The 24,410-nt window shown below is 33.0% G+C and carries 20 protein-coding genes and 1 pseudogene; 1 reads left to right on the top strand and 20 read right to left on the bottom strand.

The window, feature by feature from the left end:
• Nucleotides 1-64: 64 nt before the first annotated feature.
• The 20 genes from QL232_RS00105 to wecB form a co-directional block, all read right to left on the bottom strand.
• A complete protein-coding gene (locus QL232_RS00105) occupies nucleotides 65-655 on the bottom strand; it encodes an acyltransferase (protein WP_168884633.1) in 591 nt (196 codons plus the stop codon).
• Nucleotides 652-1,815: a DegT/DnrJ/EryC1/StrS family aminotransferase gene (locus tag QL232_RS00100; RefSeq protein WP_281612518.1), complete on the bottom strand. Its 1,164-nt coding sequence runs from the start codon at nucleotides 1,813-1,815 to the stop codon at nucleotides 652-654. Before QL232_RS00100 ends, QL232_RS00105 begins: the two co-directional genes overlap by 4 nt.
• A 104-nt stretch (nucleotides 1,816-1,919) precedes the next feature.
• Nucleotides 1,920-3,056 (bottom strand): MraY family glycosyltransferase, encoded by a 1,137-nt coding sequence (locus QL232_RS00095; protein ID WP_281612517.1) that lies wholly within the window; start codon nucleotides 3,054-3,056, stop codon nucleotides 1,920-1,922.
• Between the two features lie 147 nt (nucleotides 3,057-3,203).
• The gene (locus tag QL232_RS00090; RefSeq protein WP_281612516.1) at nucleotides 3,204-4,112 is read right to left on the bottom strand and encodes a WecB/TagA/CpsF family glycosyltransferase; all 909 of its coding nucleotides are present in this window, start codon (nucleotides 4,110-4,112) and stop codon (nucleotides 3,204-3,206) included.
• Between the two features lie 194 nt (nucleotides 4,113-4,306).
• Nucleotides 4,307-5,506, bottom strand: coding sequence for a delta-aminolevulinic acid dehydratase (locus tag QL232_RS00085; protein ID WP_281612515.1), 1,200 nt, complete (start codon nucleotides 5,504-5,506; stop codon nucleotides 4,307-4,309).
• Nucleotides 5,507-5,550: 44 nt separating this feature from the next.
• The gene (locus QL232_RS00080) at nucleotides 5,551-6,732 is read right to left on the bottom strand and encodes a hypothetical protein (RefSeq protein WP_281612514.1); all 1,182 of its coding nucleotides are present in this window, start codon (nucleotides 6,730-6,732) and stop codon (nucleotides 5,551-5,553) included.
• A 222-nt stretch (nucleotides 6,733-6,954) separates the two neighbouring features.
• Nucleotides 6,955-8,064, bottom strand: coding sequence for a glycosyltransferase family 4 protein (locus QL232_RS00075; RefSeq protein WP_281612513.1), 1,110 nt, complete (start codon nucleotides 8,062-8,064; stop codon nucleotides 6,955-6,957).
• A gap of 75 nt (nucleotides 8,065-8,139) precedes the next feature.
• Nucleotides 8,140-9,279 carry a glycosyltransferase gene (locus QL232_RS00070; protein WP_281612512.1) on the bottom strand — a complete coding sequence of 380 codons (1,140 nt, stop codon included), beginning with the start codon at nucleotides 9,277-9,279 and terminating at the stop codon, nucleotides 8,140-8,142.
• Complete coding sequence (locus tag QL232_RS00065; RefSeq protein WP_281612511.1) at nucleotides 9,272-10,519, bottom strand: hypothetical protein; 1,248 nt, start codon at nucleotides 10,517-10,519, stop codon at nucleotides 9,272-9,274. The genes QL232_RS00070 and QL232_RS00065 overlap by 8 nt, the downstream gene beginning before the upstream one ends.
• The gene (locus QL232_RS00060) at nucleotides 10,473-11,303 is read right to left on the bottom strand and encodes a hypothetical protein (protein WP_168884640.1); all 831 of its coding nucleotides are present in this window, start codon (nucleotides 11,301-11,303) and stop codon (nucleotides 10,473-10,475) included. Before QL232_RS00060 ends, QL232_RS00065 begins: the two co-directional genes overlap by 47 nt.
• Nucleotides 11,300-12,460, bottom strand: coding sequence for a glycosyltransferase (locus QL232_RS00055; protein ID WP_281612510.1), 1,161 nt, complete (start codon nucleotides 12,458-12,460; stop codon nucleotides 11,300-11,302). Before QL232_RS00055 ends, QL232_RS00060 begins: the two co-directional genes overlap by 4 nt.
• Before the next feature lie 82 nt (nucleotides 12,461-12,542).
• Nucleotides 12,543-13,871, bottom strand: coding sequence for a UDP-N-acetylglucosamine 1-carboxyvinyltransferase (locus tag QL232_RS00050; protein ID WP_281612509.1), 1,329 nt, complete (start codon nucleotides 13,869-13,871; stop codon nucleotides 12,543-12,545).
• Nucleotides 13,872-13,873: 2 nt separating this feature from the next.
• Nucleotides 13,874-15,061 carry a PQQ-binding-like beta-propeller repeat protein gene (locus tag QL232_RS00045; protein WP_281612508.1) on the bottom strand — a complete coding sequence of 396 codons (1,188 nt, stop codon included), beginning with the start codon at nucleotides 15,059-15,061 and terminating at the stop codon, nucleotides 13,874-13,876.
• Complete coding sequence (locus QL232_RS00040) at nucleotides 15,018-16,268, bottom strand: oligosaccharide flippase family protein (RefSeq protein WP_281612507.1); 1,251 nt, start codon at nucleotides 16,266-16,268, stop codon at nucleotides 15,018-15,020. The genes QL232_RS00045 and QL232_RS00040 overlap by 44 nt, the downstream gene beginning before the upstream one ends.
• Nucleotides 16,258-17,259, bottom strand: coding sequence for a Gfo/Idh/MocA family oxidoreductase (locus tag QL232_RS00035; protein WP_168884645.1), 1,002 nt, complete (start codon nucleotides 17,257-17,259; stop codon nucleotides 16,258-16,260). The genes QL232_RS00040 and QL232_RS00035 overlap by 11 nt, the downstream gene beginning before the upstream one ends.
• A gap of 303 nt (nucleotides 17,260-17,562) precedes the next feature.
• Nucleotides 17,563-18,555 (bottom strand): SDR family oxidoreductase, encoded by a 993-nt coding sequence (locus QL232_RS00030; protein WP_281612506.1) that lies wholly within the window; start codon nucleotides 18,553-18,555, stop codon nucleotides 17,563-17,565.
• Nucleotides 18,556-18,630: 75 nt separating this feature from the next.
• On the bottom strand, nucleotides 18,631-19,896 hold the full coding sequence (tviB, locus tag QL232_RS00025) for a Vi polysaccharide biosynthesis UDP-N-acetylglucosamine C-6 dehydrogenase TviB (protein ID WP_168884647.1): 1,266 nt from the start codon (nucleotides 19,894-19,896) through the stop codon (nucleotides 18,631-18,633).
• Nucleotides 19,886-20,890: an NAD-dependent epimerase/dehydratase family protein gene (locus QL232_RS00020; RefSeq protein ID WP_168884648.1), complete on the bottom strand. Its 1,005-nt coding sequence runs from the start codon at nucleotides 20,888-20,890 to the stop codon at nucleotides 19,886-19,888. Before QL232_RS00020 ends, tviB begins: the two co-directional genes overlap by 11 nt.
• 7 nt (nucleotides 20,891-20,897) lie before the next feature.
• Nucleotides 20,898-22,109, bottom strand: coding sequence for a UDP-N-acetyl-D-mannosamine dehydrogenase (gene wecC, locus QL232_RS00015; RefSeq protein WP_281612505.1), 1,212 nt, complete (start codon nucleotides 22,107-22,109; stop codon nucleotides 20,898-20,900).
• Nucleotides 22,110-22,188: 79 nt separating this feature from the next.
• On the bottom strand, nucleotides 22,189-23,340 hold the full coding sequence (gene wecB, locus QL232_RS00010) for a UDP-N-acetylglucosamine 2-epimerase (non-hydrolyzing) (protein ID WP_168884650.1): 1,152 nt from the start codon (nucleotides 23,338-23,340) through the stop codon (nucleotides 22,189-22,191).
• 528 nt (nucleotides 23,341-23,868) lie between these two features.
• Between wecB and QL232_RS00005 the strand changes: the two are divergent.
• Nucleotides 23,869-24,410 (top strand): annotated as a pseudogene (locus QL232_RS00005) (nucleotide sugar dehydrogenase); the annotation flags it as partial.

Here is a 24,410-nt window from a genome sequence, read left to right as displayed (position 1 = left end):
CCCCTACACATTTTGCCCTAAATAAATAATGCGATAGTTTTTATCTTTAAGCGTAAGATTTCTCTTACTCTGAATCGTTAATTTTTTTTACTTTATTATCATCGAATTGATATTTATCTCCTGATTCGGGACAGATTCCAATTCCGTTTTTATCAAATTCTAAACGATGCCCATACTCAGACATCCAACCTATTTGTTTGGCAGGGTTTCCTACTAATAAAGCATAGGCGGGGACATTTTTAGTTACAACTGCACCGGCACCAATAAAGGCATATTCTCCAATATCATGTCCACATACAATTGTAGAATTAGCACCAATAGAAGCACCTTTTCCCACATGAGTTTTCGCATATTGCCCCCTTCTGTTCACAGCACTTCTTGGGTTAATGACATTTGTAAACACCATAGATGGACCAAGGAAAACATCATCATCACAAGTAACACCTGTGTATATAGAAACGTTATTCTGAACTTTAACATTATTCCCTAAAACTACTTCAGGAGAGATCACAACGTTTTGACCAATGTTACATTTTTCTCCTATTTTACAATTCGGCATAATGTGGCTAAAATGCCAGATACTTGTACCTTCCGCAATTTCACAGCCATCATCTATTACAGCTGTTTCGTGTGCAAAATATTTTGTTTCACTCATGATAATTCCTCAATTGATGATAAAACGCTTTGAATAATGTACTGTTGTTGCTCTTCTTTCATTTCTGTATGAATAGGTAAAGACAACACAGATTTGGATAAACTTTCAGTAACAGGAAAACTTCCTTCACCAAATTCCTCCTTTACATATGCCTTTTGAAAGTGTAGAGGAACAGGATAATAAATCATAGAAGGAACACCTTTTTCTTGAAGTTTGTCTTTCAAGGCATCTCTATCTACACCGTCTACTATTAAAGTATACTGATGGAATACATGGGTAGAATAATCTGCTCTTTTTGGAGTTTTAATTTGTGGAACTTCTGCAAAAGCTCTATTGTAAATTTTTGCTACATAGGCTCTATTGGCGTTATAAGTATCCAAATGTGGCAGTTTTGCTAACAATACTCCAGCTTGGATAGTGTCCAGTCTTGAATTGCAACCCACTACATCATGATGGTATTTAACCGATTGACCATGACTTGCAATCATCTGAGCTTTCTTGGCTAATTCATCATCATTAATCAGCATTGCTCCACCATCTCCAAAGCAACCTAAGTTCTTTGAAGGGAAGAATGAGGTACAGCCAATATGTCCTATGGTTCCCGCTTTTACTTCAGTTCCGTCAGAGAATGTATAATCTGCACCTATAGCTTGTGCAGTATCTTCAATAACGTAGATGTCATGTTTCTTTGCGAATTTCATGATACTTTCCATATCTGCACATTGTCCATATAAGTGTACAGGAACAATTGCTTTTGTTTTTGGAGTTACCTTATCTTCTAGTTGAGTAACATCAATGGTAAACAATTCTGGATCAACATCTACAAAAACAGGTTCTAACTGTAATAATGCAATCACTTCTGCAGTGGCTACATACGTATGTACAGGTACCAAAACTTCATCACCAGGTTTTAATCCTAGTGCCATCATTGCTAATTGTAAAGCATCAGTCCCATTGGCACAAGGTACTACATGATGAACATTGTTATATATTGCTAGTTCACTAGCAAACCTTTTGACAAAAGGACCATTGATAAATGCACCAGTATTAATTACTTCTTGGATGTTGTTATCAACTTGTTCTTTTATGTTTTGGTATTGAGTCTGTAGGTCTACCATCTGGATCTTTCCTACATCTTCTCTGTTTACAGTTTTGATCATGACAAATAGATTATGAAGTATGATTCTTTTGTATAGAATCGTGGGTATATATTTTCTTATGAAATGATAGTAAGCATGCTATCATTTTTTAATTTGGGTCTTTATTAACTGTTGGCTCTTATTTTTTCAACAGTAAACTTTCCATTGAAGCGATTAGAAACGGTGGCCATTTCAATCACTTTAAAAGCTCTTTTCATTTTAAATCTTTTTACTCTAATTTTTAAAGCTATAGGTATAAAATAAAAAGAAACGATCATAATTCCCAAGATAATTCCATCATTCAACACAGTACCAAGACCAAGTGTTAGGAATAATGCAATAGCAGTAGCCGTTACTACAATTGCACTAGTTTTTGAATGAGTAAAACCTGTTCTTACAAACACATGGTGAATATGTTTTTTATCTGGAGAGAATGGCGATCTTCCACTCATAATACGAATGGTAAATATTCTCAAGGTATCAATAAAAGGGTAACCAAATAATAAAATGGCCACACTAATAGGGTTATCTATTTTAAAAGGATGGGAAGCTGCTAAGGCATAATCTGTATTGATGAACATGACCAATGATGTGGCAATAAAGAACCCTAAAAATAGAGAGCCAGTATCACCCATGAATATGCTTGCCTTTCCCCAGTTATAATACAAGAATCCGATACAAGCACCAAACATTGAAATCATCAAAGTGGCAATAGCAAGGTTACCGATAAGATAAAACCAAATACCTAGAGTCATTGTAATAAAAGCAGCAACTCCGCCTGCTAATCCGTTAATTCCATCTATTAGATTGAACGAATTAGTTAATGCGACAATAACAAAAATGGTTAATGCATAGCTGATGGCTTGTGGAAATTCTATTCCTGGAAATAGAGTGTACAATGAAGTTAATTGTGCATTGCCCATCACAACCACTAAGGTAGCTGCGACAATTTGAACGAATAGCTTATTCTTTGGATTTAATGGCATCATGTCATCACGTAATCCCATAAAGAAGATCATGAACATGCCTACGAATAAGTATTTTAAATCGAATACTTGTTCTCCTGAAGTCCAAAGGTAGGATGATATTAAAAATCCAAGGAAGATACCTATACCACCCATAGATGGGATAAGATCTGTATGTATTTTTCGCCCACCTGGAACATCAAATACATTATTTTTTATGACTACTTTTCTTACTTCAGGGACGGCAAGGATGGCAACAACCAAAGAAGAAAGTAATGCTAAGCTAATACGAAGCATAATTTATTCTATTAAAAATGGGCTATTTGTATTGAATTTCTTTATTGTTTTACGGCAATTTATCGAGACCTTTATTCATTTAATTGTTGTACTTTTTTAAAAAATGGCTATTAGTATATTATTAGTATTACAACAATTATTTTGGGTTTAGAAAATGAATAAAGCTAGGTATCCAAAGAACTTAAAAAGTTCCAAATTCCTTCTAGTTCTTAATTGAGGTTCTTTGATCCATCTGTATAACCATTCCATTTTCATATTCACCCAAATTTCTGGGGCGCGTTCAACAGTACCAGTATATACATCGAAACTACCACCTAAACCTTGATAAATGGCTTTGTGGACCTCTTGCATTTTCATCATTAATAACTCTTGTCGAGGTGAACCTTGAGCTACAAAAACTACATCTGGTTTTTTCTCTTCGATATCAGCTAATAAACGTTCTTCATCACCTTCTTTAAGGTAGCCGTTTCGATAACCTACGATATTGATTTGAGGGTAATCTTCTTTAAGTTGTTCAATAACTTTATTGATGACTTCATCTTTTCCGCCAACAAAATAAAATGTCTTACTTGTTTCATATTTAGCAATCAAATCTAGCCAGATTTCACAACCTGGTATTTTGATACTATTTAATCCTTTTTGTTTGAGTGCCATAACAGCACCAACACCATCGGCATAACCAATATTATTATTGATAATATCTCTTGTTTGATCTGTGGCATTTAAGATTTTATGAGCATTGATTGCTACTAACATCTTTTTCTCCTTATCAATGATTTCCAACAGCTGATCTCTTGATTCAAAAGCATACGTTTTTACATCGTTGATGTATGCATAGTTGTTGTATTCATCAGGATTGGATTTTGAAGAAGAACTTACTTGTTCTCTTTTATCTGAAATACTTTCTGGAGTAGGAGCAATAAATAAAGTATTGGATGCAAAATTATCTAATGCAGCAATGGCTTCTGCTCTAAAATATCTTTTTCGGATCTCTACTGTTGCTAAAAGTATTAAGAAGGCTAGGCAACTTATTACAAAAAGGTATGAAAAAAACATACAATCACTATTCTGAGTTAAAAAAATTACTGTTTGTTATTGTATTGATACGTAGTTATTTGGGCTTCATTATTCATTATATAATAGTATTCTTTCATATTTCGACTATTATAATTGGAGTAAAAAAAACAATCTAAAAAAGGTCTCTGATTATATAATTAAACCAGAGACCTTCAATAGGGATAAATTTCTAATTAGGCGTTTTTTGAATTTTCTTTAATGTAGTGGCTAATTCCATAAAACATAAAAGCTTGACTCCAACGCATATATGGAATCTTAGATGATAATCCCTTCTTCATTTGATAATAAAAGAAGCCTTTCTCATCCTGCATATTATCAAATGTCCACTGCATTACCTTATCTGTTAATTCTTTGTGCTCATTAAATTTATTTAAGCTGGATAAAGTAACTGGAAGTTGGCCTGGGCAATGAATATCAATAGGATAAACTTTGTCGTGATAATACTTTGGAGTACCATCAGCTAAAAAGAAGTTGTTGATATAGTAATCAAACCCTCTTTTTATATTATCCTGATAAGTATAATCACCAGTATATTTTTGGAAATAAGATAAAGCATCAAGATTATACCCTGTATGGAAGCTATCAATCCAATTTTGAACTTTTAACTCACCATACAACCATGAACCATCTTCTCTTTGTTGATCTACACAAGCTTGTACAGACGCTTTGGCTGCTTCATAATATTTTTCATTTTTAGTATAGTGGTAGCATATAGCTAATATTTTACTACCTAATAACGAAGCGTTATATACTGTATTGTTTCCATTTAATGGAGAGTAAGAGAATAGGAAACCATTTTCTTTCTCTGTTCTATTCAGATCATTCATGACAAAGTCAGCAGCACTTAATGCCGTGTTCAAGAACTCTCTGTCTTTTGTGATCTCATAGGCTTTGATTAATGCATCTACAGCGAAGCTGGTAGCTACAACTGTCGGTGTATTCTTTTTGAATAAGAACAACCTTCTGGCTTGCCAATCAAAATTATAGCCCCATGCCGCCCCAGAGTAACCTTCCGTTTTTAAAGAGATTAATAACTCTCCCAACGATCTGATATTATCAAGCAGTTCAACAGGTCTACCATAACTTGTATTTCCATTTTTTGCTGCTTGGTACAAATTACAATAACCGTTTAAAAATAAAGCAATTCCTTTTGCATTGTACTCTTTAGGAACCATTAATACCTTTCTTAAATTGATAGGACTTCTTTTAAATCCTTGTATCCATGCCAAACGAGCAATATCATATTTTTTAAAAGGTAGTGCTTGGAATACTTTAGAGTTTAACCCATCATAAGGGTCCCAACCTTTGTATTCTTCATTCTCACAATATTCTTTATGTTTAATGAAATTTCTGTCGATGAAATTACTTACCATGATCTTGGGTTTAATCTTAAATATAATAACTGATATATATGCGCTTATGCTCTGATTATGTTTTCTACTTCATCGAAGAAGAAACTTCTACTGTACTTGTTTCTGATTACTCTCATTTGTTCCTGTTTCTTTTTGATCACCTCATGATCAATTGTGTCAAGAACTTCCTGAATTTTATTCTCGTCAAAAACTGTAGCCCAACCAATGCCTTCTTCAATCACAAGCTTAGATGTATCATGATTACCGATTGACATAATTGGTAGTAAATTGGCGATATAATCAAATGTTTTATTAGGTAAAGAGTGTCTTGCTCTCATAGGCTGAAGTCCGATATCATATTTACTAATAACACCACCTACTTCATTTTGAGCTAGCATTCCTTTTATTTTAATGTTGGTAGACTTGGTCTCCTCTAAGTATGCTTTTACTTTTCCATACATTTCACCAATACCTGGATCTCCATATAAATCTAGTGAGTACTTAGGGTTATTGTTGATTGCCTTAACAAATGGCATTACGTCGATCACTTTTTGTAGCATACCTAGGTAGACAATACTAATAGGAGCATCTTTTTCTTGTTCTTTTAATAGGTGCTCATATTGGAACGTCGAACCGAAGCGAGTTTCACTAAAACCTAAAGGGATAAATTTTGATTCTTTATCTGCAGCATATCTATCAATCCACTCTTGGAATGTAGGGATAGTTTTTATGAACTTATCAAACTTCTTTACAGATGGTTTTAGCCATAAATTACAGTAAAAAGTAAATGCTTTTAATAACGCTTTATTCGATAGGTGTTCAAATGCATCAGGCCAGATGTCTCTTACATCCATCACTAAAGTATTGTTCTTATGGAAGAAACTAATGAAGAATAAAAGTTCTACCGGTCGAGAAGGAACAATAATTATGGCATTTTTTGGCTTTTCTTTAAAGGCTAAACTTAAGAAAACCTTTAAACCAAAAATAAGGTTAGAAATCACTCGATGGATACTAATATTATTATTGTATCGGATTGTTCTAACCAAGTTTAATTTATAATCTAAAACCTTATTGGCTTCTTTCTCTTGTTCTCTAGTAAGAAATTCTTTTTCGCCATGATAGAAGTTAGAAGAATAATAAGTGACATCATGCTTCTTCGACAAGACTTCAGCCAGTTCAGTATGTCTTTTACCTCTTTGCGTTAGGTGATTTTCTGTTTGACTAATAATATAGATTTTCTTCTTCATATTAGAGAGATTAAAAAATTACAGAGTATTTAATGGGGGCTTCCATTGAACTTATACATAGACAAACGATACCCAACGTAACAGAACTTTCACATTACGATTGACTACTTTCATGATTTGTCTTTTAAAAAAATTCTTAAAATGTAGATAGGAATAGATAAAGTATAGACAGTGTTAGATCCTCTTCACAGTTTGCTTATTCTATGGGAAGGGGTTTCTTTTTTATTTTAATAGTTTTCGGTAGATACCTTTGATCTGGGATACAATCACATTTTGCTCAAAATTATTATTTGCATAATCGATATTATTATGAGCTAATGGTTTTAATGTAACTTTATTTTCTACACAGTATTTGATAGAATCCATCAGATCTTTATGTGTATCAATAGAGATAATATCTCCATTTATCTTATTTTTTACAATTTCATCTATTGCACCAACTGGTGTAGCCATAATATATAGACCAGCTCCTAATGCTTCAATAACACTATTGGGACACCCTTCATCATGTGCTGTGGGTAAGATAAAAATATCATTTTCAGCATAAGCTTTAAATTTAGTAGCTTTATCTGCAAAACCACAAAACTTAATATACTGCTCAATGCCATGCTTGCTGATTAGCTCTTTTATTTCTTTCTCTATCTCAGTATTAGCAAAATGACCAAATACATTAATTTTATAATTAAGCTTTTGATCTTTAAGTAGATTGATAGCTTCTAATATCTGGAAGATTCCTTTTTCTTTACTGATTCTACTTAAGAAAACGATCTTAAGTGTTTCATTTTCAAACTTCTCTTTAAGAACGATATCTTCTTTATTAAACATCGTTCTAGAAACACTTACTTTGTTGGGATCAAAACCAAAGAAATTAACTAACTGATCTTTAAATTTTCCTGCCAGAACAATCGTTTCATCAGCTTTTTTATAGGTTCTAAACATTACCGTTTTCCAGAAGTTCTTTTGCTGAGAATATTTTGTATTCCATCCTCTAATGAATGTAATGGTCTTTTTACCAAAAAGCTGGGCGATAAAAAGGAATATAAAGTCTCTTATCACAGGCACTGTGAAAAACGAAGGGCTAACCTGAACAATCTTGATCTCTTTGTCTACAACCAATTTTGAAATAAAGGCAAAGATATCTCTAAGAAGCTCAAGTAAATATTTAAAACCTCTATTATGACGTTCGTAGTAATCTTTTGCTCTTGAACCAATGACAAACCATTCTAGCTGAATTTCATCATCTGAAAAGGAGTTGAAAAAGTTGTTATAATAGTTGACAACCCCTCCTTTACTTTTGGGATCTTTTGTAATAATCAGTACTTTATTTTTCATTTTCTTTGGCTGGATATTAAAAAATAATGAGAAATTTTAAGGTGTCTCAATACACCAAGAATTAGGTTGATTTAGTTAAGCTGCGAGCGTTTTAATGATCTCTTTTACTCTCACATCCCAAGTATATTTTTTCTCCAAAAGGGCAGGGTTGTTTACTCCAATCTCCATCAATTGAGGATTATCGATAGCACTCTGAATCGCACTCGATAAATGATCGATATCTTCAGGTTGAGCAATTAATGCATTTTCCTGATCTTTCAATACCTCAAGGATTGGTAAATAACCTTCAGCAACAATTAGTTTCCCAGCACTCATATATTCGAATACCTTTAATGGAGAACAATAGTTCATTGTCGGTACATCGTAGGACCAGATAGCTAATAGAATATCAGCCTTAGTTAGCATATATGAAATATACTTGTGCTCAATTTTACCTAAAAATTTTACGTTTTCTACACCTTTAGCTTGTGCCTTTAATTCTTCAACTTCTTTTGGGTTGCCACCAACGACAACAAAATATGCCTCTGGACTTCTTCTCGCTAATTCAATAACTCTATCTACTTTTCTATCTGCATATAAACTTCCAGCATAGAGTACAATTTTACGATCACCTATTTCTTCAAAGAAAGAAGTGAGATGCTCAGGAACAACAATATTATCTGAGATGGGCTCTGCTCCATCATGCAAAGCAACTATTTGAGAAGAATTTAAAGTTTGATCTACCCAGTAATTTTTTAAGCTATCACTGATAGTAACAAAAAGTTTGAAATTATCTTTCTTCATAAGTTTCTTCATATGTGAAGTCATCAACTTGTTGAAGAACTTATGTTTAGTGAAATAAGCATTATGAGACTCATAAATAAGCTGACCACCTTTACGCATGATATATTGTGAGATAAAATATGATCTTGTATAATAATAATCATACGTAAATGAGATACTCTTCTTTAACGAAGTGAATCTATCCAAAGATTGAGAGAATTTAAACTTAGAGTTAAACTCCGAGAAAATATATTTTACACCTTTCGCATCAGGCATAATATTATTGATTACTTCTTCAGATTTCTCATTGGAGTGTGTTGTAGGCATTAGTAAAGTAACATCATAATTGTTATCTCTATATGCTTTACACATCTGCAAAGTCTGAATTAAGTTAGCTTTTATACTCTTTTGATTTAGTGGAGTTTCTAGGATAAAAAGGATTGAATTAGGCATAATGGTTCTTTTTGATATTTACTGAATAGCCAAGGGTAATCATAAACATAAATAATGGCACACTAAAAATGACGAATGTGGTCGAGTAGAAGAAGAAGGAAACAAACCAAACGATAAATCCTGTAGATGTACCAAGTTGTAATGCCTTCATAAAATGATCATCTGGGTTAGATGTTTTACTTCTTTCTTTATTAAATACAGAGTGCATTTTTTTATATAATCTCACATAAAAGAAGAGACCTAAGAATCCCACACAAATCATCACATTACCCCAACCCACAATTCCGTAAAGAATCTTATAAGGGTGGAAGATCATATTTCCCATCAGTACTTTTGGACCAAATCCAATAAGTTGAACCATTATGTCATCACTTTCCAATGAATAATTGAATATGTTTTTACTAGATCCAATACGCCCCATTGCATAGTTGTCTGGGGAGATATTATTGGTATATGTATTGGCATATTCAATGGCCTGACTATAGTTGTCTATAATATTAAAGAAGCCGGTACTTTGTACTCCAGAACTTACATTTAGAATTACAAAGTTTCCACAAAACAGTATCAGTAGGATAAAGAATAGTGTTTGGGCTGAAAACTTCTTGTTGGTAGCTCTAAAATATGTAATAAGGTTGATTACGATATAGAAGAAAACCACTGCTCTTTTTCCACTGGCAATACCAATAAATAAGGTACTTACAGTGAGGTATAAATATTTTTTTTGTTTTGTGAATAAATAGTAGGATAAGAAATAAGGAGAAATGAACATTACATAAATGGTAGCTAATGAACCTCCTGTACTTACTAAAGTACCTACTTTTCTTTCGAGTGGATGTAATAACATTTTTGAGTTGATCAAAGATGCTACTACTTGAATAACAGCTATTAGGGCAAGAAATCTAAATATTTCTCTTGAGTGGTCCTCCGTTAAATCGATCCGTCGCGCAGCAATAAAAAATAATATACCAATAAATGTGTATCTACTGTATTTCACAGTATCAATTACGTCACTACCATTATAAACAACAGAAAATGTTACTACCGTAGCATATATAGCAAATGCTCCCAGTATTTTAAGATCTATGCCGTCTAAATTGATTTTACTAATGATCACCATAAGAGAGAAAAAAGTGATGGCTTCACTAGCATATTTAATAGCAACAATTGGTAAGCCTATTTCTTGTAATATTCCGTTAAACGTGAACAGATACAGGAGGTTTAAAATAAACCTTGGCTTCATAAAAAAATGATTTAATACGAGGTAGAATAACAAATTTTAAACTAGCCTTGTAATTTTGTTCTTCGATCTTTTTATACGTGTTTTCTGTGTCTCTTGATATAGAAACTTTAATGTTGTTAGTATTTTTAACAATTCCAGTTTGATTACTGTAGGTTGAATCTACTAACGTATCTTTCTTTTGTCGGTTAATGGATGTATTCGCATGGTTATTTCCAAAGAAGTTGAACTCATGCTCTTTATATGGGGATTTTAATTTGAAATTATAGCCTACATAATCCTCAAGGTCATTGATTAACTCTGGAGTTTCGTAGAAATCATTTGGTAAGGCATGGAAATTTTTGAAAGTATTGAAAAAGAAATTGTGATACCTGTTGTATACTCTTTCCCATTCTTCCTTACCTCTTTTTATATATGAACTAGCAATTTGTGATGGACTTTTATATGTAAGAATAATCTTACAGTCAAATTTGTCTTTATTATAATTATACTGTTGTTTAATCCAGTTCACATCTTTTGAACTATCAATCATTATATCAGCTTCAGGGAAAAAGGTACTGATATTTTCGTATAATTTCTTCTTGCCATCAGCAATGGTTATATCCCAACGGATGTCTGTAGATCTTAAATCCTTAATTTTTGCAACATGATGTGGTTTATAGTGATCAAATAATCGATTGATCTCACCAAAAGACATTGCTTTTTTATTGTTCCCTAGAATTAAGTTAAGAAAAGTAGAACCTGAGTAACTTGTCCCACCAATAAATATTAATTTTTTCTTTTTCATATTGCTAAATCTTTAATGTATTCCATTCTGTTTACGATACCATCATAATAGGCTTTAGTTGCTTTTCTAGCTGACATGTAATCTTTTGAATCTGCTAATTGGGTTGCATCATTTATAGCTTTTAAAACAGATTCTTTGGTAAGGTCACAGTAGGTAACTTCATCAAAGTTGAATTTTTCTTTCGTTATACCAGTATCGCTAAGTAGCAATAAATTCTCATAGTTCATTGCTTCAAAAACACTGTTCGAAGGGAAATTGCCTGTTGTAATGATTGAGACAAAAATCTTTGTCTTTTTCAAATCATACTGTAAGTCGTCTGTATAAGATACTTCAACTAAACCTTCGGCGATTTCCTTACCTAATATATTGTTAATTTGCTCCTCATCAGCACCTTTACCTCTGAAAATTACTTTCCACTTTTTATTTTCTTCGTTAGAGTAAAATTCTTTCACTGATTCTGCAAAAAGGATAGCATTCTTAGTTGACACAAAACGATGTGCAAAGCAGATAATGTCTTCCTTCTTTGGGATATCATAAAGTCTCGGGAAATATAAAAATGGACCACTGTAATGGTTGGTAAGTTTTAAATGATCCTCTTTCAAATACTTTTTTAAATTGTTGTGTACAGTTTGACTTACACAGTTGATATTTACATGAAGACTTTCATCAAAGTCGAAGCGGTTCAATTGCTCCGCCCATTTATGGACGTGTCTGTTAGATGTAATCTCAAAAATGACTCTATTTCTATGATTTTGAGAGAAAAACAATGTACCTAATCGAGCACTTTCTCCATGGAAACAATGTACAATATCTTGTTCTGATTTCACCAGATCATTAAGAATATTATACCAACTTAATTTCTTTAAAATTGGCTTTGGAGCATATTTAACCGTCTTATACAGGCGATGGTCCTTTAATGCCTTATTGATAAAAGTATCATCAAATTTGCCACTTTCAGAAATTACATGTGTTTTAATTTTATTGTGTTCTAATATATAGGCACAAAATCTGTTTTTTTGGTAGGCTTCTAAAAGTTTTTGGTTAAGTACAATCTCTACATCTAGTTTGCTCTCATTCACTAAGTAATGGGTAAGTTTTAATGCGCGGGTTTCAGCACCACCAATACCATTTGATGCTATAACAATATAATATTTCATGGAGTTAAAAAAGTATTTGAAGTGAAAGGAGTGAAGTTATCTAGGCAGGGTACACCTAGATAACTGATTATATTTTTGTGGATCAAGCAACTAATGCTTCTTTGGTTACATCAATCTCTTTTGTTGATTCTGGGAAGACTTTTTCAAGTTGACCACCTAAGGCATTAAACTTTGTAACAAAGTTATTATAACCTCTTTCTATTTGAAAAGCCTCTGTGATAGTAGCTGTTTCTGTACCTTCGTTTAACAACATAAGTACAGCCATACCGCCACGTAAATCCGTTGCTCTTACTGTCTCAGATTTTACTTTAATGTTACCTGAAATCGTAATTGTGTTTTTATCTTGAACAATGTTAGCACCAAGTTTTGCCATTTCTTCTAAATATTGGAAACGGTCGAAAAATCTTAGTTCTGTAACAACAGAGTTGGACATCGCGAATGTACCATAAGCAGCAAAAATTGGATGCATATCTGAATTAATACCAGGGTATGGACCTGTAGCAATTTCAAAAGAAGTTGCATTTTTACCATCCACAGATAAAGTTTGTGAAGCTTCATCAAACGAAATACCTGAGTTACCTTCCAGTAAGAATTGCATAGGCACTACCAAATGAGCATATGGGAAATTCTTAATTTCCATTTTTGACTTATTGACAATGGCCATCATTAACCAAGTAATCGCTTCAACATTATCTGGCACTACTTCATGCACAATTGGAGTAATTGGAGTTGATTGACCACCGATACCTGTGATCTGAATATAATCTTGACCAAAAACTTCAACTTTAGCTCCCATTTTAGAAACAAGATCAAGTAGATCAAGTACCTCTGGACGAACGTGTGGGTTGAAAATTCTTGTTGTTCCTTTTGCTAAAGATCCGATGAGAATAGAGTTTTCTGTAGCTCCAGTCGAACGGATAGGTAAATGGATATCTTGTCCTACTAACTCAGTTTCTTTAGTTAGCATAAGTGTATCATTTGTTTCGCCAGTCTCAAATTTGATCTTTGCACCAAATTTTTCGAAAATATCTAGGTGAATATCGATTTTACGGTCACCTAATTGGCATCCACCAGGAAGCGGAACACTAGCATAACCACTTCTTGCAAATAAAGCACCTGCAATCAAAACTGTATTACGTATAGAACGTTTGTTCCATACTAATTCATTATTGAATGATTCATCTTTGATTAGAATACGGTCTTCTTCAATAGAAATGTTTTTACCTAAAGCCTCTAACATTTCAACATGGATTTTTACATCTAATAGTTCGTTAGGGTTATTTTCTAAAGTTACATCTCTATCAGTTAGGATAGAAGCAGCCAGTAAACGAAGTGCTGAGTTCTTAGCTCCACTTACATTTACAGTTCCATTTAATTTACTTGGGGTTATTTTATAAATAAAGTTTTCCATATCTAATCAAAAAAATTGTATGAGTATAAATATCCATTCCAGTCACCAAAAAATAAGTTGTTGTGTTCATCGATAGTAGGAGGAGAGAGCGTCTTTCCGCAATCGATGGTATGGATTATTTTAAAATCGTTATTAATTATATTTAATTTTCCTTCGGTTCTTGAAGTTTTCACTGTAACGTAAATATTGTTATTCTTGTCTACAATGGGAGAGGTCCATAAAGCACGATCACAAGAAGTGAGTTTAACTTTTTCTTGTAATTGCCCATTCTCTTGATCTAAAAAAAGTAGATTTCCATCAAAACAAGGTACAATTAATTGTCCTTTATGATTAAGAGTTGACGTTCCTCTTATTTCACTATTAATTTTGATTTCCCAGACTTTTCTTCCTTCGAAATTAAGACAAACAATTATGGATTCATCACTTTTTGAACCTGTTAAAAAAATTAATTTCTTTTCAAGACAAACAACTGGGTTCGACCATAAATTATACGTTTTATCGATATTGTACGTCCATTTTTGTTTGAAATTGTTATCATAAGCATAAACAACTTCTTTTTCATCACAAAAGACAAAATCATCATTCTCTAGAAACGATACACCTGATAATGGGAATTTGTATTTTGTAGGCAATTGCTTAATGATATTACCATTAATATCAAGCACATTAACTCCAGTTCCAGCGGTATTTATATATAACCTGCCTTTACTATCAAGGTTCATGGATGCCCAAGTACGGACTGTACCAATACTAAATTTAGATTTATCTCTTTTGATGTATTGACGAATCACAGATTGTAAATAGGAGGGTTTTTTAAGCAATGGTTCATTACTAACCTGCGTTTTCCAAGCTAAATTTCCTTTCTCATCTAACGAGTACACATAACCATCTCCTGAAGCAAAATAACAACGGTTACCAATGGTAATAGGGGTAGAGAAAATCTTATATTTTGTTTGGAAAGTATTTAATAATTGTCCTTCTGGGTTAAGCTTATATAAACTCCCATTATGATTCCCAACATAAATATTACCATCTTCATCTTTTACAGGCATCGATTCAAAACCATATACAGGATGACTAGGAACTTGAAATTTCCAATTTAATTTAGGCTGATTTTCTACCGTTAATCCACGATTGGTTCGACCATTACATTGTGGGTTGAACAGATATTTTTCTTTTAAATTTGACATTACTTATGATGGCAAAAAGAATAAAATTAAGTGCCCAGACTAAGACTGAAGCATAAGCAATTCCGATCAAACCGTATACTTTAAACAATACTACATTTAAAATTAGGTTTGATAATGCTCTAAAAATTCCAATGATTAATGAAAGCTTCTCATTATAATTACTTTCCAACGCTGTTGAATAAGGAAGTACCAGATAATGAAACAGTAAAAAGAAGGCAAGTGCATTTAAAATAGGTACACTTTCTAAGTACTCTTCTCCTGCAATTCCTGGAATGACATATTGTGAGGTAAGAATTATAATCCCTACAATAGGTATAGAAGGTATTGCTAACATTAAACAGTGTTTATTTAATGTTGCTGCCGTAAGCTTTTCTTTTGCAGCATAAACTGGAAACAATGGTTGAGCTAATGCTCTTCTAATGATCAGACCTTTTCTAGCTATTGTATTGGCTAATGCATATAGTCCTACAGATTTTGGGTCTGCTAGAATGGATATCACAAAAATATCTATTCTTGAGGTTAACATGTTTAGGAAGTCAATAAATGAAAAGTATACTGAATCTTTTATTAATTTAAAATTGAGCTTTCTACCAAAATCAACTTTAAGCTGAAAATCTATAACGGCTCTTTTGTATAAAAATAGTAATCCAAATATTTCTGTAATCAAGTAAATGGCTATTAATGGGAAAATGCTTTTTGAAATAAGTACTGCAATAATGGATACCCCTGATTGGAAAATGGATTTATAAATATCTATCTTAGAAAAGACTTTAAAATTTTGCTTGACTATAAATAAGCTCTTTAGTGAATCAAAAGCAGAGAAAATCAATAGATAGGAACAGAAAAAGAGAATTCCGTATTTAGCGTTAGTGGAATAATCAATAATAAATAGAGAGGCTAGCATTAATACAATTCCGATTGTTGAAACAACGAGCCTAATCTTTAGAGTATCACTTATTCTTGGGTCTATATCATCTTGGTTTTGACTTAATGCTCTAATATTTGTCTTATTTACTCCTGGCACCGTAAAGGCCTTATATAGAAGAATATAATTTAATACTAGTTGATATTCCCCGTAAATACTTGGACCAAGCAAACGGGGAATAAAAAATGCATTCAGTAGTGAAATCAATTGAGAAATCACTTGGCTTGAAAATAGGTAGGCAAAATTCTTAAAGAACTTATTCTTCCTAAATTTATGAAGCATGTGATATAATTAGTTTTGATTTTTTCTTATCAAATGGGTGATCAGTTAAGCTCTCTTTTGCTAGTGGGTGATATTCACCTCTTACACCTACAATACCTGCATGTCTGATATCGTGAACAATTTCGATAGCTTGACGAGCATCTTCAATGCCATAACCGTTGCCATTCATAATCTCTGTATAAGAAGTAGTGTGTAGGTCTGTAAATCCTCCACTAAATTCTAACTCTTCACCTTCGATTGTAATAGAACGGAATGTTCTTTGGCCTTTTTCTTTTATTTCCTGAGGAAGAACATCTTCATTGATTGATAAGAACCATCTTACCCTTGCTTGATTGAATTCTAAATAGCCAGCTGCTCTGTCGTGAGTATGAACATGAACTTCATTTCTCTTTACATCACCAAATACCCATGATAACATATCGTAGAAATGAACTCCAATGTTTGTAGCAATACCGCCTGATTTAGACATATCACCTTTCCATGATGTATAGTACCAGTTACCTCTTGATGTTAAGTAAGTAAGGTCAACATCATAAATTTTATCTTTAGGACCATTTTCAATTTTCTTTTTAAGAGCGATAATAGAAGGGTGTACTCTTAATTGAAGAATGTTCCATATTTTCTTTCCAGTATCTTTTTCGACATTACTTAAAGCATCGATGTTCCATGGATTTAGTACTAATGGTTTTTCACAGATCGCATCAGATCCACGACGTAATGCCATACGAATATGAGAATCATGAAGATAATTTGGAGTACAAATAGAAATATAATCCATGTTGATGTCTTGCTCGTACTTTAATTTCTCTAAATGACGATCAAACCTTTCTGATTCTACAAAGAAATCAGCATTTGGGAAATAGCTGTCTATAATACCAACGCTATCAAACTTATCATATGCTGCCATTAAAGTATTACCTGTATCTTTAATTGCTTTCATATGACGAGGTGCGATATAACCTGCTGCTCCGATTAATGCAAAATTCTTCATGATTGAATAATATGTTTATATAAAAAATAGATCAAATATCTAGGTGTATCATACTTTGTGATACAAAAAAATGAAGTACTTTTTTCATGGATTGTACTTCTTCAAATACATATATAAATACTGTTAATGGAGGGGTTGACGCTTTTATGAAAAGGTTATAAAGTTTCATAATCCGTCTTTTGTCATGAATTGGTAGTCAGTTCTTTATTCGAAGTGAAGTGTGCTTTTTAAAACAAAAAAGGTTTATCTTTTCTTCAGATACATGAAGAAAAGATAAACCTAATTTATCAAGGGAGTATTAACTTATTTCTTATTGAAATAATTCCAATACCATTCTATAGCTTCTTTAATTCCTTGCTCTACATTGTGTGTAGGCTGGTAATCCATCAAGTTTTGAGCTTTAGAGATATCAGCCAATGAGTGTTTTACATCACCTTGTCTTTCTTCTCTATAAGTGGGATCTACAGTACTGATCTCTGCATCAAACTGATGTAAATTTTCTTTCAAAGCAGTAATTAGTTCGTTAAGGTTCGTATTTTGACCTTGTGCTGTGTTGTATACTGTATTAATAGCATCAGGATTTTTCGTTGTAGCTGCCAATTGATTCATCTGAACCACATTGTCAATATAGGTGAAATCTCTAGAATGAGTACCATCACCATTGACCATTGGACTTTCATGGTTGATCAGTGCTTTTACGAATAATGGAATTACTGCTGCATAAGCACCAAAAGGATCCTGACGTTTACCAAAAACATTGAAATATCTCAATCCGATGATCTCCATACCATATGTTTTTGCAAATACATCAGCATATAACTCATTGACATATTTTGTAACAGCATAGGGAGAAAGAGGTTTTCCAATTTTCTCTTCTAATTTTGGTAATCCAGGATGATCACCGTAAGTAGAAGAACTTGCAGCATAAACCATACGTTTTACACCTGCATCGCGTACAGCAACAAGCATATTTAGGAAACCACTTACGTTAACATCGTTAGAAGTAATAGGGTCGTTAATTGATCTAGGAACAGAGCCTAAGGCTGCCTGATGAAGTACATACTCCATCCCTTCCACAGCTCTTTTACAGTCTTCAAGGTTTCTGATATCTCCTTCAATTAGAGTAAAGTTTTTATCAGATAAGAAGGGTTCTATATTTTCTCTTTTACCTGTGGCAAAATTATCCAGAACAACAACTTTGTTATTTTGTCCAAGTAATGCCTCAACTAAGTTAGAACCAATGAATCCGGCACCTCCGGTCACTAAAACATTACTATTTTCAATTATCCTTGACATTATTAGTTGAGTTATGAATGAAGATTTAGGAGTTAAATATTGACTACTCAACTCCTAAATCAAGTATTTTTTATATTATAATCTTGAAGTGACGATATCTCTAGGAAGCGTATGCTTCACATCATAAACTACAGTATTACTGTTAGTGAATGAGCTCCAGTTCATATCTTGGAACTGATCATGAGCAACTGCAGCTACAACACTTTCGTAAGGACCTTTTACGCTATCGATTAATTCGATACCATATTCTTCCATTACTTCTTCCTTATCTGCATTTGGATCATATACATCAACAGTTAGACCATAATCCTGTAATTCACGAATTACATCAATAACTTTTGAATTTCTGATATCTGGACAGTTTTCTTTGAATGTAATACCCAAGATTAATGCCTTAGAGTTCTTTACAGTGTGTCCGTTATGAAGCATTTTCTTAACTACTTCAGAAGCAACATGAGAACCCATAGAATCGTTGATTCTACGTCCTGCAAGAATTACTTCAGGGTGATACCCTAGTGATTCAGCTTTATATGTTAAGTAGTAAGGGTCTACACCAATACAGTGACCACCCACTAAACCTGGTCTGAAAGGAAGGAAGTTCCACTTTGTACCTGCAGCTTCCAATACATCGATTGTATCAATACCGATTTTATCAAAGATTTTCGATAACTCATTAACAAAGGCAATGTTTAAGTCTCTTTGAGAGTTTTCGATCACTTTTGCAGCTTCAGCAACCTTAATACATGATGCTTTGTGAGTACCTACAGTAACGATTGATGCATATAAAGCATCTACTTCGTCAGCAATTTCAGGAGTAGATCCCGAAGTTACTTTCATGATATTATGAACACGGTGAACATGGTCACCTGGATTAATTCTTTCTGGAGAGTAACCTGCGTAGAAGTCTTCGTTAAACGTCATACCAGATACTTTTTCTAGTACAGGTACACATTCCTCTTCAGTACAACCAGGGTATACTGTAGATTCATAGATAACGATATCGCCTTTTGATAATACTTTCCCAACCGTCTCAGATGCTTTTTTCAAAGGCGTAAGATCTGGCGTTTTGTATTTATCGATTGGGGTAGGAACCGTAACAATATATATCTGAGCATCTTTAATGTCTTCTAAATTAGAAGTATACGATAATCCTGATGCTTCTTTTAATTCTTCTGAAGTAACTTCTAAAGTACTATCTGTACCTGCATTTAATTCGTCAATTCTTGGTTGGTTAATATCGAAACCTACAATGTCAAAACCATTTTTTCCAAATTCTACGGCTAAAGGAAGACCTACATAACCAAGACCAATAACTGCGATTTTTTTATTTTTAATTTCCATAATATTCTTTATACCATTTAACGAATTGACTAATACCTTCTTGTATACTTGTTTGTGCCTTATAGTTAGTATACTTAACTAGTTTTGAAGTGTCTGCATAAGTGGTTGTGACATCTCCAGGCTGAGCTTCAACAAAATCTTTATCGATTACTGTGTTGAATTCTGATTCAAGAGTTTCTATAAAATGTAATAGATTAACTGGTTTACCGTTTCCGATATTAAACACTAAATTAGTTCCATCGATTTTTTGAACAGAAACTTTTTCAATTCCGTTCACGATGTCACGAATATAAGTGAAATCTCTTGATTGATTACCATTATTAAATACTTTAATGGTGTCATTTTTCATTACAGCTTTTGAAAAAATCATTGGTGCCATATCAGGGCGTCCCCAAGGACCGTAAACTGTGAAAAACCTTAATCCTACAGTCTGTATGCCATAAAGATGAGTATAGGTATGTGCCATCAACTCGTTACTTTTTTTCGTTGCAGCATATAAACTGATCGGCTCATCCACTCTATCTTCTTCAGAGAAAGGTACTTTGCTGTTTAAGCCATATACACTTGAACTTGAAGCATAAACTAACTTCTTGATATCATGATTTTTACAACCTTCTAACATATTTGTAAAAGCCATAATGTTAGAATCAATGTAAGCTTGAGGATTGATTAATGAGTATCTTACTCCTGCCTGAGCTGCCAAATGTATCACTAAATCAAACTTGAAGTCTTCAAACATTTGTGCAGTCCTTTCTTTATCAGAAAGGTCAATTCTTAAGAATTTATAAGCGTCATACGTAGTACTTTGTACCCATTTGAACCACTCAATTTCTTCCTTTTGGATTCCTGTATCGGCCAATCGATCATACTTTAAACTGACTTCATAATAATCATTGATATTGTCAGCTCCGTAAACTGTATGACCTTCATTCAATAATTTTTTAGTTAAATGATAGCCTATAAACCCTGCTGTTCCAGTTACTAGAATATTCATCACTAAATTATTTATTGTTTTTTACACCACAGAAATCTAACTCGATTTGACCATTGTGAACTTCAACAGTCTTAAACTCATCATGAGCAACTAAATAACAAATGATATCAGCACTTTCAACGGCCTCTTTGTAATCTGTTAATTTATATACAGGATGAGACTCAACATTAGGTTCAACAACAAAGAAATTGGCTTCCGCATTTGCATCTTGTAAGACCTTTTGAGCTATATATTTTGCAGGTGATTCTCTTAAATCATCAATATTTGGTTTAAAAGCCAATCCCATTAAAGCAATATTTGGCTTTCTATCATGCTTTAATTCGAATTCTAATTTTGCAGTTTTAATTTTCTCAGCTACCCAAAATGCTTTATAATTATTGATTTCTCTAGCTGTACCAATAATCTTAGATTCCATAGGGTAATCAGCTACAATAAAATATGGATCAACAGCAATACAGTGTCCACCAACACCGGCACCAGGTTGTAAAATATTTACTCTTGGGTGCTTATTTGCAAGTTTAATTAACTCCCAAACGTTTATATCTGCTTTATCACAGATTAGGGATAATTCGTTAGCAAATGCGATTTGTACATCTCTTGATGAGTTTTCAACAAGTTTACACATTTCAGCAGTTCTAGCATTTGTAGGGTGTAATTCACCTTTTACAAAATTGGCATAAAACTCAATTGCTTTTTGTGTTGATTTCTCATCGATTCCTCCGATAACTCTATCGTTGTATACTAATTCATGCATTACATTTCCAGGTAATACACGTTCTGGACAGTATGCAATGTTTAACTTTCCTTTCAATTCAGCTCTTTGAGAGTAAATAAGGTCAGCCATTTTTTCTGTTGTACCAACCGGAGATGTTGATTCAATAATGTATAGGTCATTTTCTTTTAATAAAGGCAAAACTGCTTCAGTTGCTGCTTTTACATAAGAAATATCGGGTTCATTTTTATCTTTAAATGGAGTCGGAACTACAATAAGATATACATCACCTTCTACAGGTTTAGTTCCAGCTTTTAGATAACCTTCAGCTACACCAGTAGCAACAACTTCTTTTAATGAAGGTTCAACAATATGGATATCTCCTCTATTGATCGTATCAACAACATTTTGGTTGATATCAACACCATGAACATGAACTTGATTTTGTGTGATAAGGGCTGCAGTAGGCAATCCAATATAGCCCAAGCCAACAACTGTAACTTTCATATTTTCTGATTTTGAAACTCTGGGTAAGGAGTTTCTAGGTAAAAAAATGGATTGATAAAAAAATGGAGCAAGTAGGGGTTTACGATGCTGATTTTAGAACCGTAAATACTTGTCTATCTATATTTTTAATGAAGTCTACAATTCTTTGTGAGGCATTACCATCACCATAAGGATTGTTTAAACGACTCATTCTTTCATATCTTTCTTGATTATGTAGCAGGTCTAATGCTTCTGAAGAGATTTTTTGTTGGTTTGTTCCAACTAATATTACAGTACCTGCTTCAACAGCTTCTGGTCTTTCCGTTGTGTCTCGCATAACTAATACAGGTTTACCTAAAGAAGGAGCCTCTTCTTGAACTCCACCGCTATCAGTGATAATCAACTTTGCCTTATCCATTAACCAAACAAATGCTGGGTAAGATAATGGGTCAATGAGGTGAATGTTTTCAACGTCAGACAAAATTTCATATACCGGTTTTTGAACATTAGGATTTAAGTGGACTGGATATATAATTTGAGCATCTGATTTTTCAGCAATTTCTTTAAGTGCTTTACAGATATTGATAAATCCTTCTCCATGATTTTCTCTTCTATGGCCAGTAACAAGAATCATATCTTTTTCATTGTTGACTAAACCTTTCAGCATTTCAATTTCTTGATTTTCTTGGAGTTGATTTACTTTATTAACGCTAAAATGAAGTGCATCGATCACAGTGTTACCAGTTATTAGGATATTTTGTGCTGGAGTTCTTTCACTTAATAAATTTTGCTCAGAAGTAGTAGTAGGAGCAAAGTGATAATCAGCAATTTTTCCTGTTAACTGTCTATTGATTTCTTCAGGAAATGGAGCATATTTATCATACGTTCTTAAACCTGCTTCTACATGACTTACTCTAGCTCCACCATAAAACGAAGCAATTCCAGAAGCCATTGTAGTTGTTGTATCACCATGAACAAAAACGTGATCAGGTTTAAACTCTTCTAAAATGGGTTTCATACCATTGATGATGTCTGCCGTTAATGAATAAAGGTTCTGGTTGGGCTTCATCAAGTTTAAATCAAAATCTGGCTTAATTTCAAAGAAGTCTAATACTTGATCCAACATTTCTCTATGTTGTGCTGTAACACATACTTTCGTTTCGAAATCTGAATCATTTTGGAAGGCCTTTACTAATGGAGCCATTTTGATTGCCTCTGGGCGAGTTCCAAATACTAATAAAATCTTCTTCATATTGTTTTTGTTTTCTGCATTTGGATATTTTCTAATAAGGAATTGCAAAGAGTTGTAGATTGAATACCTAAAAAATAGAATAATATCTTAGAGCGTTTTTGATTGGTGAACAATTGATTGATGATTTATTTAACTAGTTTTTAAGGAAGTCATTTTTAATATTTCGATTGTAAACTTTCAAATTTCGGCTTTCATTAAAAAATTCTATACTTAGTATGAAGAGTTGATTTCAAAGATGACTTAATAATTTATCATACAACCCTTTATATAAAGGAATAATGTATTCTGACTAGTAAACTTACGGTGTTGTAAAATGTTAAATAATGGATTGCCACTTTTTTATATAAATCTCTAAATGACATCCTAACTTTTTGATTATTTGAACATAATATTTCATATTACGATTAAAAGCATTTATATAATGACTATTGCTATATACCAACCTTTGATTTGATTTCTATGTTTATTAACTAGCATGCTGAAATTGACTAAAGATCAAATTTTTTAAAATTATATATTCTAAATACGATGAAAGAAATCAAAAACATTTGCTGTATAGGTGCTGGATATGTAGGAGGACCTACAATGGCTGTGATTGCATTAAAAAACCCAAATATTAAAGTAAACATAGTAGATATTAACGCTCAAAGAATAGCTGATTGGAACCATGAAGATTTAGATAAATTACCAATTTATGAGCCAGGTTTAGCCGAAGTAGTAGGGCAGACAAGAGGGAAAAATTTATTTTTCTCAACCGATGTTGTACAAGGAATTAAGGATGCAGATATGATCTTTATTTCTGTAAATACACCTACGAAAACTTATGGTAAAGGAAAAGGTCAAGCGGCTGATTTGAAATATATTGAGCTTTGTGCTCGTCAGATTGCTGAAGTTGCTGTTAATGATAAAATTGTTGTTGAGAAATCTACTTTACCTGTTAGAACTGCTGAAGCATTAAAGGATATCTTATCAAATTCTGAAAGTAAATTTAATTTTGAAATACTTTCTAATCCAGAGTTTTTAGCTGAAGGTACAGCAATAGATGACTTAATGAACCCTGACAGAGTTCT

Source organism: Flammeovirga sp. SubArs3, from assembly GCF_947387565.1.
Lineage (GTDB): Bacteria > Bacteroidota > Bacteroidia > Cytophagales > Flammeovirgaceae > Flammeovirga > Flammeovirga agarivorans.
Note: the sequence above shows the minus strand (reverse complement) of the source record. Positions and strands in the feature narration are given on the sequence as shown.

Excerpts from the sequence above, each read along its gene's own strand:
- QL232_RS00105 (WP_168884633.1), bottom strand. The coding sequence starts at position 655 with ATGAGTGAAACAAAATATTTTGCACACGAAACAGCTGTAATAGATGAT.
- QL232_RS00100 (WP_281612518.1), bottom strand. The coding sequence starts at position 1,815 with ATGATCAAAACTGTAAACAGAGAAGATGTAGGAAAGATCCAGATGGTA.
- QL232_RS00095 (WP_281612517.1), bottom strand. The coding sequence starts at position 3,056 with ATGCTTCGTATTAGCTTAGCATTACTTTCTTCTTTGGTTGTTGCCATC.
- QL232_RS00090 (WP_281612516.1), bottom strand. The coding sequence starts at position 4,112 with ATGTTTTTTTCATACCTTTTTGTAATAAGTTGCCTAGCCTTCTTAATA.
- QL232_RS00085 (WP_281612515.1), bottom strand. The coding sequence starts at position 5,506 with ATGGTAAGTAATTTCATCGACAGAAATTTCATTAAACATAAAGAATAT.
- QL232_RS00080 (WP_281612514.1), bottom strand. The coding sequence starts at position 6,732 with ATGAAGAAGAAAATCTATATTATTAGTCAAACAGAAAATCACCTAACG.
- QL232_RS00075 (WP_281612513.1), bottom strand. The coding sequence starts at position 8,064 with ATGAAAAATAAAGTACTGATTATTACAAAAGATCCCAAAAGTAAAGGA.
- QL232_RS00070 (WP_281612512.1), bottom strand. The coding sequence starts at position 9,279 with ATGCCTAATTCAATCCTTTTTATCCTAGAAACTCCACTAAATCAAAAG.
- QL232_RS00065 (WP_281612511.1), bottom strand. The coding sequence starts at position 10,519 with ATGAAGCCAAGGTTTATTTTAAACCTCCTGTATCTGTTCACGTTTAAC.
- QL232_RS00060 (WP_168884640.1), bottom strand. The coding sequence starts at position 11,303 with ATGAAAAAGAAAAAATTAATATTTATTGGTGGGACAAGTTACTCAGGT.
- QL232_RS00055 (WP_281612510.1), bottom strand. The coding sequence starts at position 12,460 with ATGAAATATTATATTGTTATAGCATCAAATGGTATTGGTGGTGCTGAA.
- QL232_RS00050 (WP_281612509.1), bottom strand. The coding sequence starts at position 13,871 with ATGGAAAACTTTATTTATAAAATAACCCCAAGTAAATTAAATGGAACT.
- QL232_RS00045 (WP_281612508.1), bottom strand. The coding sequence starts at position 15,061 with ATGTCAAATTTAAAAGAAAAATATCTGTTCAACCCACAATGTAATGGT.
- QL232_RS00040 (WP_281612507.1), bottom strand. The coding sequence starts at position 16,268 with ATGCTTCATAAATTTAGGAAGAATAAGTTCTTTAAGAATTTTGCCTAC.
- QL232_RS00035 (WP_168884645.1), bottom strand. The coding sequence starts at position 17,259 with ATGAAGAATTTTGCATTAATCGGAGCAGCAGGTTATATCGCACCTCGT.
- QL232_RS00030 (WP_281612506.1), bottom strand. The coding sequence starts at position 18,555 with ATGTCAAGGATAATTGAAAATAGTAATGTTTTAGTGACCGGAGGTGCC.
- tviB (WP_168884647.1), bottom strand. The coding sequence starts at position 19,896 with ATGGAAATTAAAAATAAAAAAATCGCAGTTATTGGTCTTGGTTATGTA.
- QL232_RS00020 (WP_168884648.1), bottom strand. The coding sequence starts at position 20,890 with ATGAATATTCTAGTAACTGGAACAGCAGGGTTTATAGGCTATCATTTA.
- wecC (WP_281612505.1), bottom strand. The coding sequence starts at position 22,109 with ATGAAAGTTACAGTTGTTGGCTTGGGCTATATTGGATTGCCTACTGCA.
- wecB (WP_168884650.1), bottom strand. The coding sequence starts at position 23,340 with ATGAAGAAGATTTTATTAGTATTTGGAACTCGCCCAGAGGCAATCAAA.